16 protein-coding genes are annotated in these 14,935 nt (G+C 56.7%); 9 read left to right on the top strand and 7 right to left on the bottom strand.

What is annotated here, in order from left to right:
• The first annotated feature begins 284 nt into the window (after window positions 1-284).
• From aceE to ABQ039_RS02760, 3 genes are all read left to right on the top strand, one after another.
• Window positions 285-2,972, top strand: a complete 2,688-nt coding sequence (gene aceE, locus ABQ039_RS02750) for a pyruvate dehydrogenase (acetyl-transferring), homodimeric type (RefSeq protein WP_024937855.1) — start codon at window positions 285-287, stop codon at window positions 2,970-2,972.
• A gap of 279 nt (window positions 2,973-3,251) precedes the next feature.
• Window positions 3,252-3,827, top strand: a complete 576-nt coding sequence (locus ABQ039_RS02755) for a hypothetical protein (protein ID WP_147295412.1) — start codon at window positions 3,252-3,254, stop codon at window positions 3,825-3,827.
• Entirely contained in the window at window positions 3,824-5,323 is a 1,500-nt protein-coding gene (locus ABQ039_RS02760) for an ATP-binding protein (RefSeq protein ID WP_184610071.1), read from the top strand. The genes ABQ039_RS02755 and ABQ039_RS02760 overlap by 4 nt, the downstream gene beginning before the upstream one ends.
• Before the next feature lie 662 nt (window positions 5,324-5,985).
• Here the strand turns inward: ABQ039_RS02760 and ABQ039_RS02765 are convergent.
• A complete protein-coding gene (locus ABQ039_RS02765) occupies window positions 5,986-6,327 on the bottom strand; it encodes a hypothetical protein (protein WP_104579226.1) in 342 nt (113 codons plus the stop codon).
• Between the two features lie 280 nt (window positions 6,328-6,607).
• Here ABQ039_RS02765 and ABQ039_RS02770 point away from each other — a divergent pair, with 280 nt between their 5' ends.
• Window positions 6,608-6,958: a transposase gene (locus ABQ039_RS02770; protein WP_349778122.1), complete on the top strand. Its 351-nt coding sequence runs from the start codon at window positions 6,608-6,610 to the stop codon at window positions 6,956-6,958.
• A gap of 205 nt (window positions 6,959-7,163) precedes the next feature.
• Here the strand turns inward: ABQ039_RS02770 and ABQ039_RS02775 are convergent, their stop codons facing one another.
• The 3 genes from ABQ039_RS02775 to ABQ039_RS02785 form a co-directional block, all read right to left on the bottom strand.
• A complete protein-coding gene (locus ABQ039_RS02775) occupies window positions 7,164-7,784 on the bottom strand; it encodes a hypothetical protein (RefSeq protein WP_184610073.1) in 621 nt (206 codons plus the stop codon).
• Between the two features lie 287 nt (window positions 7,785-8,071).
• The gene (locus ABQ039_RS02780; RefSeq protein ID WP_311548032.1) at window positions 8,072-8,518 is read right to left on the bottom strand and encodes a transposase; all 447 of its coding nucleotides are present in this window, start codon (window positions 8,516-8,518) and stop codon (window positions 8,072-8,074) included.
• The gene (locus ABQ039_RS02785; protein ID WP_260297588.1) at window positions 8,406-8,723 is read right to left on the bottom strand and encodes a transposase; all 318 of its coding nucleotides are present in this window, start codon (window positions 8,721-8,723) and stop codon (window positions 8,406-8,408) included. The genes ABQ039_RS02780 and ABQ039_RS02785 overlap by 113 nt, the downstream gene beginning before the upstream one ends.
• Window positions 8,724-8,945: 222 nt before the next feature.
• Here ABQ039_RS02785 and ABQ039_RS02790 point away from each other — a divergent pair, with 222 nt between their 5' ends.
• Window positions 8,946-9,584 carry a hypothetical protein gene (locus ABQ039_RS02790; RefSeq protein WP_184610075.1) on the top strand — a complete coding sequence of 213 codons (639 nt, stop codon included), beginning with the start codon at window positions 8,946-8,948 and terminating at the stop codon, window positions 9,582-9,584.
• Between the two features lie 9 nt (window positions 9,585-9,593).
• Entirely contained in the window at window positions 9,594-10,532 is a 939-nt protein-coding gene (locus ABQ039_RS02795) for an XVIPCD domain-containing protein (RefSeq protein ID WP_184610077.1), read from the top strand.
• Window positions 10,533-11,332: 800 nt separating this feature from the next.
• Here ABQ039_RS02795 and ABQ039_RS02800 read toward each other — a convergent pair.
• The 3 genes from ABQ039_RS02800 to ABQ039_RS02810 all read right to left on the bottom strand — a co-directional run bounded on the left by ABQ039_RS02800 (window position 11,333) and on the right by ABQ039_RS02810 (window position 13,082).
• Entirely contained in the window at window positions 11,333-11,716 is a 384-nt protein-coding gene (locus ABQ039_RS02800) for a hypothetical protein (protein WP_184610079.1), read from the bottom strand.
• A 41-nt stretch (window positions 11,717-11,757) separates the two neighbouring features.
• Window positions 11,758-12,420 (bottom strand): hypothetical protein, encoded by a 663-nt coding sequence (locus tag ABQ039_RS02805; protein ID WP_349778123.1) that lies wholly within the window; start codon window positions 12,418-12,420, stop codon window positions 11,758-11,760.
• A gap of 98 nt (window positions 12,421-12,518) precedes the next feature.
• Entirely contained in the window at window positions 12,519-13,082 is a 564-nt protein-coding gene (locus ABQ039_RS02810) for a hypothetical protein (RefSeq protein ID WP_047128025.1), read from the bottom strand.
• A 453-nt stretch (window positions 13,083-13,535) separates the two neighbouring features.
• On the opposite strand from ABQ039_RS02810, the gene ABQ039_RS02815 reads away from it, so the two are divergent.
• From ABQ039_RS02815 to ABQ039_RS02825, 3 genes are all read left to right on the top strand, one after another.
• A complete protein-coding gene (locus tag ABQ039_RS02815; protein WP_349778124.1) occupies window positions 13,536-13,802 on the top strand; it encodes a hypothetical protein in 267 nt (88 codons plus the stop codon).
• Window positions 13,799-14,215: a SymE family type I addiction module toxin gene (locus ABQ039_RS02820; protein WP_349778125.1), complete on the top strand. Its 417-nt coding sequence runs from the start codon at window positions 13,799-13,801 to the stop codon at window positions 14,213-14,215. The genes ABQ039_RS02815 and ABQ039_RS02820 overlap by 4 nt, the downstream gene beginning before the upstream one ends.
• An 86-nt stretch (window positions 14,216-14,301) precedes the next feature.
• Window positions 14,302-14,931, top strand: a complete 630-nt coding sequence (locus ABQ039_RS02825; RefSeq protein ID WP_349778126.1) for a hypothetical protein — start codon at window positions 14,302-14,304, stop codon at window positions 14,929-14,931.
• Window positions 14,932-14,935 lie beyond the last annotated feature (4 nt).

Genomic DNA, 14,935 nt, shown 5'->3' on the forward strand with positions numbered 1-14,935 from the left:
ACCGGGCTTTGCCGGTAACGTCCCGTCGCGCCCAGGTGCGCTCCTACGGGTATGCGTGCCGGTCCATTCCGGCCGGTGGCCCTTATCCTTTGGTCGTATACCGGCAGCGCCCGCTGCACCGGATCGTCGTCCCAGCCGGCATCAGTACCCCACCCACGCACGACACCGTCCCATTCCATACGCACCCGTAGCGAGGAATGGCAACAGGTGCGTGCGGTACACTTGGGGGTTCACGAATTCACGATGTCGACACACCCGCGGGGTGTGTCCCCCCGGGAGCGCTAATGAACTGGTTGAACGAAGTGCTGCACAACGATCCGAACCCGCTTGAGACGCAGGAGTGGCTCGAATCGATCAAGGCCGTCATCGACGTCGAAGGCCCGGAGCGCGCCCATCAGCTGCTGGAAGGCATGGTCGAACAGACCCGCCGCGCCGGCGCTTACCTGCCGTTCTCGCCCACCACCGAGTACGTCAACACCATCGCACCGGCCAACGAGGCCAAGAACCCTGGCGACTCCGCGTTGGAGTGGAAGATCCGCTCGATCATCCGCTGGAACGCCATGGCCACCGTCGTGCGGGCCAACCGCAAGCCGGGCGACCTGGGCGGCCACATCGCCTCGTTCGCCTCCAGCGCCACGCTGTACGACGTGGGTTTCAACCACTTCTGGCGCGCGCCCAGCGACCAGCACCCGGGCGATCTGCTGTTCATCCAGGGCCATAGCGCCCCGGGCGTCTACGCCCGCGCCTTCCTGGAAGGCCGCATCAGCGAAGCCCAGCTGGACAACTTCCGTATGGAAGTGGACGGCCAGGGCATCTCCTCCTACCCGCACCCGTGGCTGATGCCCGAGTTCTGGCAGACCCCCACCGTGTCGATGGGCCTGGGCCCGCTGGCCGCCATCTACCAGGCGCAGTTCATGCGCTACCTGGAAAACCGCGGCCTGATCGAGAAGTCCGACCGCAAGGTGTGGTGCTTCATCGGCGACGGCGAGTCCGACGAGCCGGAAACCCTCGGCGCCATCGCGCTGGCCGGCCGCGAAGGCCTGGACAACCTGATCTTCGTGGTCAACTGCAACCTGCAGCGCCTGGACGGCCCGGTGCGCGGCAACGGCAAGATCATCCAGGAGCTGGAAGGCGTGTTCCGTGGCGGCGGCTGGAACGTCATCAAGCTGCTCTGGGGCGGCTACTGGGATGCCCTGCTGGCCAAGGACACCGACGGTGTGCTGCGCAAGCTGATGATGGAAACCGTCGACGGCGAATACCAGAACTGCAAGGCCTTCGGCGGCGCCTACACGCGCGCCAACTTCTTCGGCAAGTACCCGGAGACCGCGGCCATGGTCGCCGGCCTGTCCGACGACGACATCTGGCGCCTGAACCGTGGCGGCCACGATCCGCACAAGGTGTACGCCGCCTATCACCAGGCCGTGAACACCAAGGGCATGCCCACCGTGATCCTGGCCAAGACGGTCAAGGGCTACGGCATGGGCTCGGCCGGTGAGGCGCTCAACCCCACCCACCAGACCAAGAAGCTGGACGACGCGGCGGTCAAGCACTTCCGCGACCGCTTCAACATCCCGGTGACCGACGCCCAGCTGGAAGACGGCCAGGTGCCGTTCTACCACCCCGGCGAAGATTCCCCGGAAGTGCAGTACCTCAAAGAACGCCGCAACGTGCTGGGCGGCTTCCTGCCCTCGCGCCGTCCCAAGGCCAGCAAGTCGTTCGTGGCGCCCACGCTCGACAAGTTCGAGCGCCTGCTCAAGGACAGCGGCGAGCGCAGCTATTCCACCACCATGTCCTTCGTGCAGAGCCTCAACATCGCCCTGCGCGACAAGGAGCTGGGCCCGCGCATCGTGCCGATCGTGGCCGACGAGGCGCGCACCTTCGGTATGGAAGGCATGTTCCGCCAGATCGGCATCTATGCCCCGTTCGGCCAGAAGTACAAGCCGGTCGATGCCGACCAGCTGATGTACTACCGCGAAGACCAGACCGGCCAGGTGCTGCAGCAGGGCATCAGCGAGCCGGGCGCCATCGCCTCGTGGATGGCCGCCGGCACCAGCTACTCGGTGTCCGACGTGCCGATGCTGCCGTTCTACATCTACTACTCCATGTTCGGCTTCCAGCGCGTGGGCGACATCGCCTGGCAGGCAGCGGACATGCGCACGCGTGGCTTTCTGCTCGGTGGTACCGCCGGCCGCACCACGCTCAATGGCGAAGGCCTGCAGCACGAAGACGGCTTCAGCCAGGTCATTGCCGGCTCCATCCCGAACGTGCGTAGCTACGACCCGACCTTCGGCTTCGAAGTCACCGTCATCATGCAGCACGGCATGAAGGCGATGATGGAAGACCAGATCGACGAGTACTACTACATCACCCTGATGAACGAGAACTACGCCCACCCCGGCATGCCGGACGGCGCAGCCGAGGGCATCATCAAGGGCATGTACCTGCTCAAGGACGCCGGCAAGCCCAAGAAGGGCGAGCTGCGTGTGCAGCTGCTGGGCAGCGGCACCATCCTGCGCGAGGCCATTGCCGCCGCCGAGCTGCTGGACAAGGACTTCGGCGTCACCGCCGACATCTGGTCCTGCCCCAGCCTCAACGAAGTGCGCCGCGACGGCTACGCCGTGGAACGCTGGAACCGCCTGCACCCGGAGGCCGAACAGCGCAAGCCCTACGTCACCCAGCTGCTGGAAGGCCGCCAGGGCCCGGCCATCGCCGCAACCGACTACGTGCGCGCCTTCGCCGACCAGATCCGCGCCTTCGTCCCGATGACCTACACCGTCCTCGGCACGGATGGGTTCGGTCGCTCGGATACGCGTGCCAACCTGCGCCGGTTCTTCGAAGTGGACCGTTACTACATCGCACACGCGGCGATTGCCGCGCTGGCGAAGGATGGCAAGATGACCGGCAAGGATGTGGCCCGGGCGATCAAGCAGTACAAGATTGATCCTGAGAAGGCGAATCCGGTTGGGGTTTGATCTTCCCAGAGGTGAGTCAATCAAAAGGGCGGCCGCAAGGTCGCCCTTTTTTGTTATTGTCAGAAAGGATAGAACGAGAAGGGGGGGGGTATGGATTTAACTAGAAACCAGACTTGGCTAATTTCAGGCGATGTATCCACGTTGCATCCGGAGGGCGATCTCAGAGGCTCGCTTGAGTTTTTAGATGGAAATTTATGCCATATTCTCACTGAGCTAAATCGGCTGAGCTCGAGGGGGGCGATGGATATGCTAACTTACGGTCCCTTCTTGGCTAGGTCGTTGCTGGAAGTTTCCTTGACTGCATTAACTGGGCGGTTAGATCCTTTTCGTTTACTTTCTATACGGAGGATACAGAAATCACGCGACTACGATCGGCAGGTGCCATGGAAAGCTGCTATGCGCTGGAAGGGGGATGTGGTAGCAGACAAGCTAGCTAACGCATGGACAGAAAAAATGGACCCTAAAGAGATGTCGCGGGCAGCACTTGGGGATTTCTATGACATCTTGCTTTGGCAGCCTGCTCTGAAAAGGCTATCAGATCATTGCGAAAATGGGGTCAACGGAAGGTGGATTCCCGAGATTCTAGCTAAATCCGCTAATGGATTTTGTAGCGAAAAAAGGGGGTCATTAAATTCGCTGTACTCTGAGCTTTCAAAAGCTGTCCATTACGAGGCGGTAATCCCATTGGCCGTTTTGGATCGAGTTACCATCGTTGAGCGTATAAATAAGTGCGTTCGTGAGATATCAGAGCTTGCTCTAGTAATGGCTTTTATGGAGCACCCGGTTGGTAAATTGGATGTTGACAGGGCGCTTAGCGCGTTTAGCGATTTTGAAAATACTGAGGTAATTGCATGAGTGGCCAGGTGTTGCAAGAAGCTAGCTTAATTCTCGCGGCTGAAGACTGTGAGCCAAGTGCTTTTGATAGCCTGCATAAATTTCCATCTCAAAATGATCAAAGAATCATAAGAACACTCCTAGCTCATGGCCCGGTGCTTCTTCGAGGTGGGCGGGGCTCTGGAAAAAGCGCATTCATGATTGCTGCTGCAAAGAGGCTTTCATTGGGAGCTACTGACGCGCCGGCCATCGGTATATATATGAGTTTAAGGCATGCGCCACTTCTTAAAAGTAGTGGCGATGCATACGAAAAAATATTGTGTGAAATAATTATCAGATCTGTCAAAGATGCACTTGGTACGGCTGTAGGTGACTTTTCACCATCAAAGGATGTGGGTTCCTTACAGTATGAGCTTTCAAACTTGGCCGAACGCCTTGGCAAACGCCTAGTATTGTTCTTTGATGACGCTGCTCATCTTGGTCGTGAAGCATCTTTAGAAGATTTTTTTGATATATATAGAACGTTGTCTGGGAGCGCCGTTTCTTGCAAGGCTGCTATCTATCCAGGTGTTACTAAATTCGGTGTCAGGTTTGACGTTTATAATGATGCCACCGTCATTGATCTTCTGAGAAGCGAAGAGTTCCCGGAGTTCAATGAGACTTTTTTGGGTGTTATGGATGCTCGCTATCCCAGCGATTTTGATGGTGTATTTAGCGGTGGATTAGACAAAAAGTTGGTTGCTGGATTTCTCGCGCAGTCAGTGCTTGGTAACATGCGGGGTTTTGTTTTTGCATGCAATAAGTTAAAAGAAAGAGCCGCCGGTTCCTCTAAAGTAGGTCTTTCTGAGCTTAATGAGACGCTAATTGACTTGGCTGCTAACTACTATTGGCCGCTACTTCAAGAGATTAAGCCGAAGCTTGGTATGTACGAGCCAATGGTCTCTGTTGCGCAAGATGTTGCAGAGATATTGTTCTCCGAGGTCGGAGAAAAAACAGCAAATCCTAGAGACATGATTGTTCATAGAGACATAGATGAACGCTTGGCTAAGCCTCTGCAAATACTCGAGTACGCAGGATTTTTATCCAAGAGAGAGGCGTCTCGCGCAATGAAGTCAGGAGGGCGGGGTGCACGCTATGCACTCAATTTATGTTCGTTACTAGAGCAAACCTCAGGCTCACGATTAACACGAGAGCTTTTCGATAAATGGTGTCAGCGTTCTCGTGAGGAGGCGGTTCAGTTCGGGAGGTCCAGTCTTCTTGGGAATATAAAGGTTCCAGCAACACCTGATACGGAAGATTTGGCGATACTAAATGAACCGTTGGAAACCCTTCTCAAATCTAAGCTTTACCCTTATGGATTAAGCCAGCAGCGAATTGATGCTCTCAAGGATAGCGGATTTATCAGTGTAGGGGATTTGGCTATGGCTACTGATGACGAGTTGGATTCCATCCCATATTTTGGAGAGGTTTCTATTACACGGGTTAGAAATGTGGTGGGTCAAGCAATTTGGATGTAATTCCGTAACCGCGAACAAAAAAGCGCAGAAGGCGAAAAAATCGGGTCGGGCCCACTCATCGATCTTCGGTACTTGGCTTGTGTGGCCGATGAGCGGCCTGGCCCCCGCAAAGCGGCGGGTCTTGGCTTTGACAAGTGCGGGGAACGTGTGGTCGCCGAGCGCTCGCTGCTGTCGTAGATGAAGGCAGATGCTGACGAGCAGTTAGGGCAAAAGGAACCGAGGTAATTAAGCGAACCGGTCGTACAGGCCCGCGCGGCGATGCCATAGCGGGCCTGTGTCGCCGCCGTCAGGCTGAGGTCTTCTTCTTGAGCAGGAGACCAGGCCATGCCGCGTCAGCCGCGTCTGAAACTGCCCGGTATTCCGATGCATGCCATGCAGAGATACGTGAACTTCATATGGGTCATGACGAACATGCAATCTGCTTCCACCTCATGCAAGAGCGCCCGAGGGTGACTTGCGCTTCCAAGCAATGGTGAGGCGTTGTTGGGCAGACCAGCGACGTGCCGCTCGGGTGGCCGTCCTGCGGGAAGATTCAGTAGGTTTAATTGCCTCCGGTCCTTTAAGCTAAGCCTGACTCTATAAATCCTTGCACCATGCATATGGTGGATGGCATTGCGAAGAGGAAGGCCAAGGAGGCCTTCCTTGTTCGATCGGGGGGTACGTCATTTATCCAAGTCAACGTTTACAGACTCGACAACAACTTCAATCTCACGTATGCCGTTCTTCTTCGGTCCAATAGATACTTCGACAGTTGCGGTGACAAGGACGTCAGCAACCTCCTTCCGCTCCTCCTCATCCTCGATGCTGAAGATCGTGCCGTCACCCTTGGCCTTCACCACATAGCGGTCATTTCCCAAGTCCACATCATCAAGGTCGAACTCAGACTCGGTGATGTCAATGTCAATCAGTGCGCCCTCGCCGCTTTCGATCTTGACCCCATTCCATTCGCCGCTGCGAACTTCCTCTTCGATAGCTTCTTTGATTGCGTCCAGCAACGTTCCCATGACAAGACCTCATGTGTGGCGGAATTGATGAGGCTACTCACTTTCAAGTCAGTAGCTCAGAGAGCATATCGCTTCTTCGCCGCGCACATCGGACACTTTTAACAAAATGAAGGGAGGCGCTGAGTCTCAATGCGGCGGCGGTCAAACCGCCCGAACCCCGAGCCGGGCCCGGCCGACAAGGCAGGGCACAAGGGGACGGCGGAATAACGGGGTCAGGTTGAGCCACCCCTGATAACTCGGACACCTGAAAGCGAGGACAATCCTCGCACGGAGGTGTTCGATGCAGAAGCGGCAGCGGTTCACGGCGGAGTTCAAGCGGGAAGCAGTGCGGTTGCTCAAGGCGGGAGATCGGCCAGCGGCTGTGATCGCGCGGGAGTTAGGCATCCCGCGCAACCGTCTCTACAAGTGGGCCACAGATCTCGATGCGAAGGGCGCTGGCGCCTTTGGCGGCGGTGGCCGGGCCAAGGCCAACCCGGATGAACTGGCCAAGCTGCAGCGCGAGAACGAGCGGCTGCGCCAAGATAACGAGATCCTAAAAAAAAGCGGCGGCGTACTTTGCGCAGGAGCTACCGTGAAGTACGCCTGGATCCGAGACCAGCGGGGTTACCGGGTGCGCTGGCTCTGCCAATAAACGGGGTCAGGTTCACTTCTGGTTGTAGTGAACCTTTCCTCCGTTTTCTTGAGACTGAACGGAGGAGGTCGAGCTGAACCACAAGCGGGGACTCTCCAAGGCGCGCCGAGCGGGGTGCCTGTGTGTAAGCCCAGCAAACTTGGGCAGGGCATGAATATGAGGTCGGACACTATGAGCAGCGGGTCAGGCTTTTATTAGCGGGTTATTAGTTAACACAGTTGGTATATTGCGCGTGAAGTTGGGATAACTTGCTCTGTGTCTGTTCAGACCTTCTCAGCAATTCGTCGCGTTCAAGTTTTTGTTGTGGATAAATTCGAGTGCCATTAGCGTCGGTGATCCAAGCAAATGCCCTCATGTTAGCTTCTATCTGTGACGCAATTTGTTCTTCAGTCAATTTTGTAGCTTGGATTTGATTCCATATATTTGAGCATGCGGCAGAACGCTCTGTACTTTTGCTCTCAGCCAACATTCTCTGCTGGCGTTCATCTGAAAGAGTGCTGGTGAGAAGATTGTGATTTTTTAGAAGTTCATTGTTTTCTTCTTGGATTTTAGATATTTTTAAATTTAATTCATCGAAACTATCTTTTGAGACATACTTTGCAAGTAAATCGTTCCGGTCAATGTAATTGGTTGCCACATCTTCTCTGTCAATGAAATTTTCCTTTATTTCGCTGGTTGTGAAGGTTTGATTTCCAGTGATTTTATTGTATGTTGGGGCTGCGCAAATGCCGAGATAAAATACACCGATCGCAGCGCTGCCAACACTGACTAGGGGATGGTTTTTTGCTGCATTTATAATATCGCTTAAAAAGCTAAGCTGTGTCATTTTGACCTGCAAAATTTTGATTTTTATTTCGACCGACAGGTTGGATTGACTTATTAGTCTGCTGTGTTCGGTTTGTGCGATCGATGAGTATGCCTGAAGAATCCGATCGTTTGATCTCGTCTGCGAAGAGTGGGGCTAAAATCTCGTTTGCCCGGTACACAGCAGCATATGGCACGCGCGACTCGTCAAGCAACGCAGCGATCCGTTCCCCAATAGCACCTTTTCCTTGGTCGCCTCTTTAGTGAGTGCAATAACGGGGTTGCAATAACGGGGGTCAGGTTGAATTATCAGTCGGCGGTGTTCGGTTTGCGTGGCCGATGCGCGGGCCTGACGCCTGCAAAGCGGTTGGTCTTGGCTTCGACCATTGCGCGGAAGGCGTCGTGGCCCAGGGCTCGCTGCTGCTGTAGATGAAGATAAATGTTGGCGAGCAGTTCGTCGGAGAGGGCTTCACCGAGCAGGGCACGGTAGGCGTCGGATCGCTCGATCGGGTCGCTGCCAAGCGCAAGCGAACAGGGATGTGGTGTCAGTGCGGAGTGCTTGCGCTGGCCTAGATTGGCTGGGCAGCTGGACCAACGATACGCTGCCGGGTCGTCGGTCAGGCGAGCACGTACCGGGTTGAGTTCAATATAGCGATAGCCGCGAAGGACGTAGTCCGCGCTGTCCAAAAGGCAGGCTTTGTAGCGGCCTTCCCATGGTGTGCCGGTGCGCCCGTGGCCGCCACTGAACAGCGCCACGTACGTTGTGCCCAAGCCGCTGCATCAGTTGCCCGATCCATCCCGTTGCTGGAGGCGTGGCAAGCAAGTGCACATGGTTGTCCATCAACACATAGACATGCAGCTGGCAGCCTATGGCGTATAGGGCATCACGCAATAGATGCAGGTAGCGCAATCGGTCGCCATCATCCAGAAAGCACGGCAAGCGGTTGTTCCCGCGCTGCATGATGTGCTGCGGGATACCGGGAAGGTCGATATGCGGAAGTCTGGCCACCTAGCAAGACTCGCAGCAAGGTATTGGTTCTGACAGCGAGGGACACCCTCCCAAAGAGTAAGGCCGCAGCCTGAAATTTGCGTAGGAAGTGACCTTGCCGCTGTCAGCGGTGTATAAATAAGCAGAGCCATAGACGCGCGGCTCGCTAGTCTTGCTTAAAGTGAAGGGATACACATGCAACGATACGGGCAGCTTCTGCTGTGTGTTCTGGTCTGCTCAGGCATCTCGCTGCTGACAGGTTGCCAGGCACAGACAACCCAGACGCAGGACGTGCCAACGCGCGTTGCGGCTGATGGGCAGGTCCCCATCGTACGACCGCTGCAGTTGGCGGCGATGACCAGTCCGATGGTGGTCGAATTCAACGTGCAGCCTCCTGGCAAGAGCGCGACTAGCACACTGTTCCTGGGTATCCGCGTTGGCGACGAGGATGCTCTGAAGTCACTTGAAGCTGCCCAAGCGCTCCGCAGATCCGGCCTTCACGCTGAGCTTGTTCTGAAACGGCTTGAATCAAGCGGTGCAATCAACATGCCATTGGTGCGTGTTGAATCGCAGGCAGGCGTTCCCGCTCGGACCATCGCTGTGAGTACAGACGGGCGTGTTCCAGGCGTGTGGCTGGATGATGTGGATGACGCGTCCCTTCAATCTGCGGGTCTGGAATCTCCAGGACGTCGCTACACGCAGCTTGCCTTCGCCTGGGCGCAAGGAATTCAGCCTGGCAAGTATCAGTTGAGCATCAGGCTGCTTGGCCAGCCGCCGCAGTTGGCATCGATCCAATCCGAGTTGCTGGTCGCTTACCGACACAAATCAAAGTAGGAAAACCTCATGGACGATAAATACGCTGTCACCCTCTACGTTGCCGCGCCGGGGACACCGCTTCTTGACGGTGGAACATCGGCAGCAGGGCACATGTACTACACAGTCACGCACGGGAAGGAACAAGCCAGCTTCGGGTTTGCGCCCATCGAACACGGCGTGATGTCAGGGCCTGGAAAGGTCTACAACAATGACGCCGATCAATACCAAAAGCCTTTCTATCAACGCACGATGGAGATCAGCAAGGATCAGTACGAAAAATTGATGGAGTTTGGTGCAAAGCCCGGCGAACACGACTTCAACACGCAGTATCACGGCGCAATGAACAGTTGCATCGATTACACATGGGGCGCTGTCAATTACGCCGGCCTGCATCGTACCGACCTGAAGTTCATACAGGATAAGGACTTCGAGGGTGGCCTGAAACCGCTCAGCAACGTTGAGTACATCCGTAGTATCAAAGCCCCTGTTCCCGACAGCGAATTGAACACTGAGCAATACAACCCGATGCCGGAGCGGACACTCCTGCAGCGCGTGATCAGTGATGCGCAGTTGCCAGGCAAGGATCGTGAGATGCTCAACACGATTCGGGAACAGGTTGCAGGCATCGATCAGCAACATGGCAGGGCCTACGATGCCACTAGCGAGAAGATTTCCGTTAGTTTGCTGGTAACCGCGAAGGAGGGCGGACTGAGCCGCGTAGACCACGTGGTTCTCGGAAACACTCCCGGTGATGGAGCAGGCCAGCGCCTATTTGTAGTGCAAGGCGAGTTGGATAACCCTGCTCACCTCAGAGCATCGATAAAGGCCGAAGAAGCAGCAAAGACACCTGTCGAGCAGTCATTCGCAAAGGTCGAGCAAATCTCTAACACCCAACAAGAACGTGCGTTGGCAGCACAGCAGGAACCCGCACTTGAGCAAAGTCGGGCGTCGATGCAGATGGGTTGACCGCCGTTAATTTGGCTGGGAAAGGGAGCCGGTTGGTGAGGAAATGGCTGGGTCAATGTGCTTAGCCGATAAGTGAGCTTGACGCCGGCGAAGCAGCCGGTCCTTGCTTTGAGTATCAGGAAGAAGACGTCGTGGTTGCGCTGCTTCCATGGCTAATTGCGAGTTACGAGGCTGGACTATGGGGCGCATTGTCAAGGCAGTGTTGGTTTTGGGGCTTGTGCTTGTGGCCGCGCCTACGGGTTGGGGGTCTTTATTCTCTACCAACTGCCGCGGTGACGGCTGCCTTGGTGTTCTGGTGCTGTGGGCGGTAGGGTTACTTTTCGCGCTGTTAATGGTGCTTGGGTTGATTACTCGCGGCTTAGTAATCCGTTGGAAAGGTGGCAAGTTCCCTCAACAAACATGGCAATTGTGTGGGATCGCATTGGCCTTTTGGGGCGGGATCGTGGCTTTGGGATACTTCTTCGCCACCACGCGGTCCTAGGTCGGCAGGAGCATGACACTTGACATGAGCGATCTCGCAGAAGCCTTTCTATCACCCGACCAAAACTAGTCGCCGCTTCGTAAGTAGGTTGCTTAAAGTGCTGTCACCTGCTGGATAAAATTTTGTGCAATGTCTCAACTGCTTAGATCATGTGAGAATGCGCTTTCGGCAATAGCTTGAATTCAAGGAGTAGCAATGATGCGGTTATGCGGGGTCGCGTTGACCAGCTGCTTCTCATAGGCAAAAGCACCTGGTCTTTAATGTCTTGCTGAAAAATTCAGTGAGTAGAGTCTGCTGCGACCGTCGAAGCTCGCGTCTACTAGGATCTATCCGGCGCAGTTGATGATTGAGGTATGACAGGCGACTCTACGGGTCTGCTGGGATCTGTTAGGCCTGCACGCAGAGCTTGAGTGTCCTTGACCGCCTTCTCCTTGGCTTTTGCATAGGTTTCTCTAGCTTCGGAAACCAAGACGTCGAGGCGCGCCCGCTCGGTGTCTAGCTCCGTTGTATCGATACCCATTGAAGCAACCTCTTGCGAAGTCATATCCAGCGAACGCTTGGTCGCGATGAGCGCGTAGAGCATGTCTTCCGCGGAATCAGCTAGTGCTTGGGTTGCCGCGATCTGCGCGAGCACTTCGTGTCGCTTCATGTCGACCAGGTTGCCGAGCACCAGAGCTGGATCATAGGGTGTGGTAGATGGCACGGTGAAGGCTCCTGATGGTTGAGGTGTCTATGTGTCCGAGATTAGCTGGCTTCAACTAACGGGGCACTGGGGGCGGTTTCACAAGCAGTCAGGTCATTCGTAGCGTGGGGCAACCTGAGAGAGTCGTTGATGCGTTTGATCCAAATCTCGCCAACATTGGCCGCCGTTTTCTCTGCGTCGCAGTGCCACAGGTTGATGAATGCGCAAATTCCTAGCACTGCTGCCGCGACTGCATAGAGCCATTGCGAGAGTCCGCTAGCGTGGGCGGCGGCATAGGTTGCGCCCATTGCCATGGATGCAAGCAGGAAATAGCGCACCAACGACCAGCGGTGATTCAGCCATCTGCGAACTGCGCGCTTGTGCCGAGTGTGAGCCCAGCGCACCATTTGGGTGTCTGAGTCGTACTGGTAGAACTCCCAGATCTCCGAAAGGTCCATCAGTGCCTGGCTGCAGTGTGGGTGGCTCAGGGCGGTGCGGATGACATGAGCAGGTAGCGGTTGTCCATAGAGATGGCGAACGGTGACCTCAAGCCAGAGATCGTCATCTGCGCGCTTGGGGTCCCAGTGCTCAAGGAATTCGCGTCGATGTTGACTTCGCCTGCCATGAAGATCGAAGAGACCGCGCGTTGCATAAATGATGAGCGCGAACAACACGATTGGGATGAGTAGGCCAGGGCCACCGGCCGCGATCATATCCTTGAACATTCACCCGTCCTCAATGAGCGTGAAGACCACGATAGTCGGCGGAAGTGCGGACGCAAGATCGGAGGCTGACGTCGCGTCTGCAGATGCCGACTCCGCGTTCAGTTCGTGACCGGAAGGGCCGCGATCCTGGAGACACCGGGCAGCCGCTGTGTATAGAGCTTGGCCATGTCATCGGGGTTGACCACATGTGCAAAGTGCTCAAGGCCGATGGTCAGGAAATCACCATGGCGGCCATCGCGCTTGATTCCCACTTCAACGGCCTTGAGCGCGCTGATCCAATACCAGGAGACGTTGTCATTGTCCTCGCCTCTGTAGGCGTACCAGAGCGGGATACGGAACATGCGCTCGAACGCGACGGCTTTCAGCAGCTCTTTCTGCAGGCTTAGCGTGAAGCAGGGCGAGCCATCCCATTCCTTCAAGTCGAAGTTTTTGGCATCTACGGCAATCAGTCCGATGGAGTCGAGCAGGACCATGAAATCCGGTCGCTTGATCTCACCTGTGAAGAGTGGGGCGAAGCTTTCCCTTGCCTGGCAGACCGCAACGTAAGACAGGCCAGAGTCGCCAAGCCACTTGCAGAGATCCGTCTCCCCAATATCGCCTTTCTCCTTGATTGCCTCCTTGGTACCTACGATTGACTCAGAAATTCTTCGCAAGATTGACATGTCGTTCCTTCAAGTGGAGCGGAGCGCGGTATACCGAAAGCAGCAAACCATTGCATCGGTCGCAGTGCACAACTCCTTGAGAACGGATCTCCGGTTTTGCGATACGGATCACTGGCTGGGCGGTCGATGCCAAGCATTTGCGGCGGGCTTGCCCTATGGGCGCGGAGTCAGGCAAAGGCCTTATGTGGCTATTGACACGCCACACCTTGCACTTGCAATCTAAGTTCAAGGAGCGTCGAAACTCCTCACAGAGCGGTACCCACCTCCGTCAAACCGGTGGGTTTTTTGTGCCTGCATCCCGCAGGTACAAGCCGACGCAATGCCTGCGTCGGGAGGGCGGCTAATACAACACCCGCAAGGGGAATACGCCCGCCGGCTCTGTGCGGTTTCGAACCTCCCGACATCCCGTCGCCATTGGTGGCGGTTCTTGGGTTGTTCCAGGAGGGCGTTGCCATGTCTATCGCACCATCCATGCCGGCATTTGTGCCGGTTGATCTGTTGCCAACCTTCGCTCACCGCCTGCGGTGGGATGTGCGTGAGGTGCTGCGCCGGCTCGCCGCACGCGCAGCTCTTAAGCAGGTGAGCGAGCATCTCGCGCATCCGCTGAGTTGGCAGCCCGCTGTGTTGCCGCACACTTTGCGCCGCCGGTTCGTACGCAAGGCCGTGGCGTTGCAGCAGCGCGTTGCCGCATCCACCAACCACCACCCGGAGGCGCCATGACACGCCGCCGCCCACCCACGGCATCTGCCAGCGCACGGCCCACCCGCACGCGTGCGCGCCCCGCGCCACCCAAGCGGGTGCAGTGGGTTGTTGTGGAACCCGACCGCACCAAGCTGCCACCGATGCTGCCACCCGACCCGGACGCCCCCCCGCAAGGCCCTGGCACGCTGCGCGCACCCCGCCGCGCCCGCCGCCCGCGCCAATGCACCGTCAGCTACACCCATTACCCGGGCGCCCACGACCACGCGGGCGACCAGCACGTGCCCCACGTCCGCCTCAGCGGCCTATGGCTGGAACAACTGGGCTTTGCCATCGGCACCAAACTGCGCATCACCGCCAGCGCGGGGCAACTGCTGATGGAGGTGTTGCCGCCGGTGGAGGCGCCGGCCAGTGCGCGTAGCGTGCGGCGATGATGCTGCGGCTGCCAGACCCCTTGCGATTGACCTCGGTGCCGGATGCCACTAGCGTCGCAGCCACACCAGCGCACAACGGACGCTTCATGATCGCGCGCCCCCTCTACGCCTTGCTCGCCACCCTCGCTCTGGGCGCATGCGCCCACACGGCGGCCACCCCAACCCCGGCAACCGTCACGGAGACATCTGCCATGAGTTCCTCAGCCGATCACGTACCTGCAGATCCTTCCAAAGGTGGACCACGTACCGCGCAGGAAGCATTGGAGCGGGTACTGGAGCTGATTCGCACAAGCACCAGTATTGAATCGTTTACTGCCGACCATGTGTCTCGAGCAATGGGCCAGTCGGTACAGCATCGCGGTGATGGTTCCGGGCGGTTCGGTGCCAGTGGAGTGCTGACCCGAGACTGGAACTACGGGTTTGGTGTCAACAAAACCGAAATAAAAGGTGCATGGTTCGAGTTCCTGTTCCTGCCTAATCCGCCAGAAGCGTCTCCGTCTATGTCGGATATCTGCCAGATCGATTTCGAGGCATTTGCGGCGCACCTCGAAAAAATGGGTTTCTCGCGGCAGCGCAATCTTGTCGAGGATGGACGATGGATGAGCGATATTTTTCAACGTCCAGGGATGCGCGTAGAGCTCTTCCCGCGTGGCGAGGCTGACGAACCTTTAGCGCGCACCACGCATCAGTGCGTCGAGTGGGTTCAAATTCGCTAGTCCA

It is taken from the genome of Xanthomonas sp. WHRI 6108 (genome assembly GCF_040202385.2).
Taxonomy (GTDB): domain Bacteria; phylum Pseudomonadota; class Gammaproteobacteria; order Xanthomonadales; family Xanthomonadaceae; genus Xanthomonas; species Xanthomonas arboricola.

Bases quoted from the DNA above. Each gene is read 5' to 3' on its own strand.
- aceE (WP_024937855.1), top strand. From the start codon at position 285: ATGAACTGGTTGAACGAAGTGCTGCACAACGATCCGAACCCGCTTGAG.
- ABQ039_RS02760 (WP_184610071.1), top strand. From the start codon at position 3,824: ATGAGTGGCCAGGTGTTGCAAGAAGCTAGCTTAATTCTCGCGGCTGAA.
- ABQ039_RS02765 (WP_104579226.1), bottom strand. From the start codon at position 6,327: ATGGGAACGTTGCTGGACGCAATCAAAGAAGCTATCGAAGAGGAAGTT.
- ABQ039_RS02770 (WP_349778122.1), top strand. From the start codon at position 6,608: ATGCAGAAGCGGCAGCGGTTCACGGCGGAGTTCAAGCGGGAAGCAGTG.
- ABQ039_RS02775 (WP_184610073.1), bottom strand. From the start codon at position 7,784: ATGACACAGCTTAGCTTTTTAAGCGATATTATAAATGCAGCAAAAAAC.
- ABQ039_RS02785 (WP_260297588.1), bottom strand. From the start codon at position 8,723: ATGCAGCGCGGGAACAACCGCTTGCCGTGCTTTCTGGATGATGGCGAC.
- ABQ039_RS02790 (WP_184610075.1), top strand. From the start codon at position 8,946: ATGCAACGATACGGGCAGCTTCTGCTGTGTGTTCTGGTCTGCTCAGGC.
- ABQ039_RS02795 (WP_184610077.1), top strand. From the start codon at position 9,594: ATGGACGATAAATACGCTGTCACCCTCTACGTTGCCGCGCCGGGGACA.
- ABQ039_RS02805 (WP_349778123.1), bottom strand. From the start codon at position 12,420: ATGTTCAAGGATATGATCGCGGCCGGTGGCCCTGGCCTACTCATCCCA.
- ABQ039_RS02810 (WP_047128025.1), bottom strand. From the start codon at position 13,082: ATGTCAATCTTGCGAAGAATTTCTGAGTCAATCGTAGGTACCAAGGAG.
- ABQ039_RS02815 (WP_349778124.1), top strand. From the start codon at position 13,536: ATGTCTATCGCACCATCCATGCCGGCATTTGTGCCGGTTGATCTGTTG.
- ABQ039_RS02820 (WP_349778125.1), top strand. From the start codon at position 13,799: ATGACACGCCGCCGCCCACCCACGGCATCTGCCAGCGCACGGCCCACC.
- ABQ039_RS02825 (WP_349778126.1), top strand. From the start codon at position 14,302: ATGATCGCGCGCCCCCTCTACGCCTTGCTCGCCACCCTCGCTCTGGGC.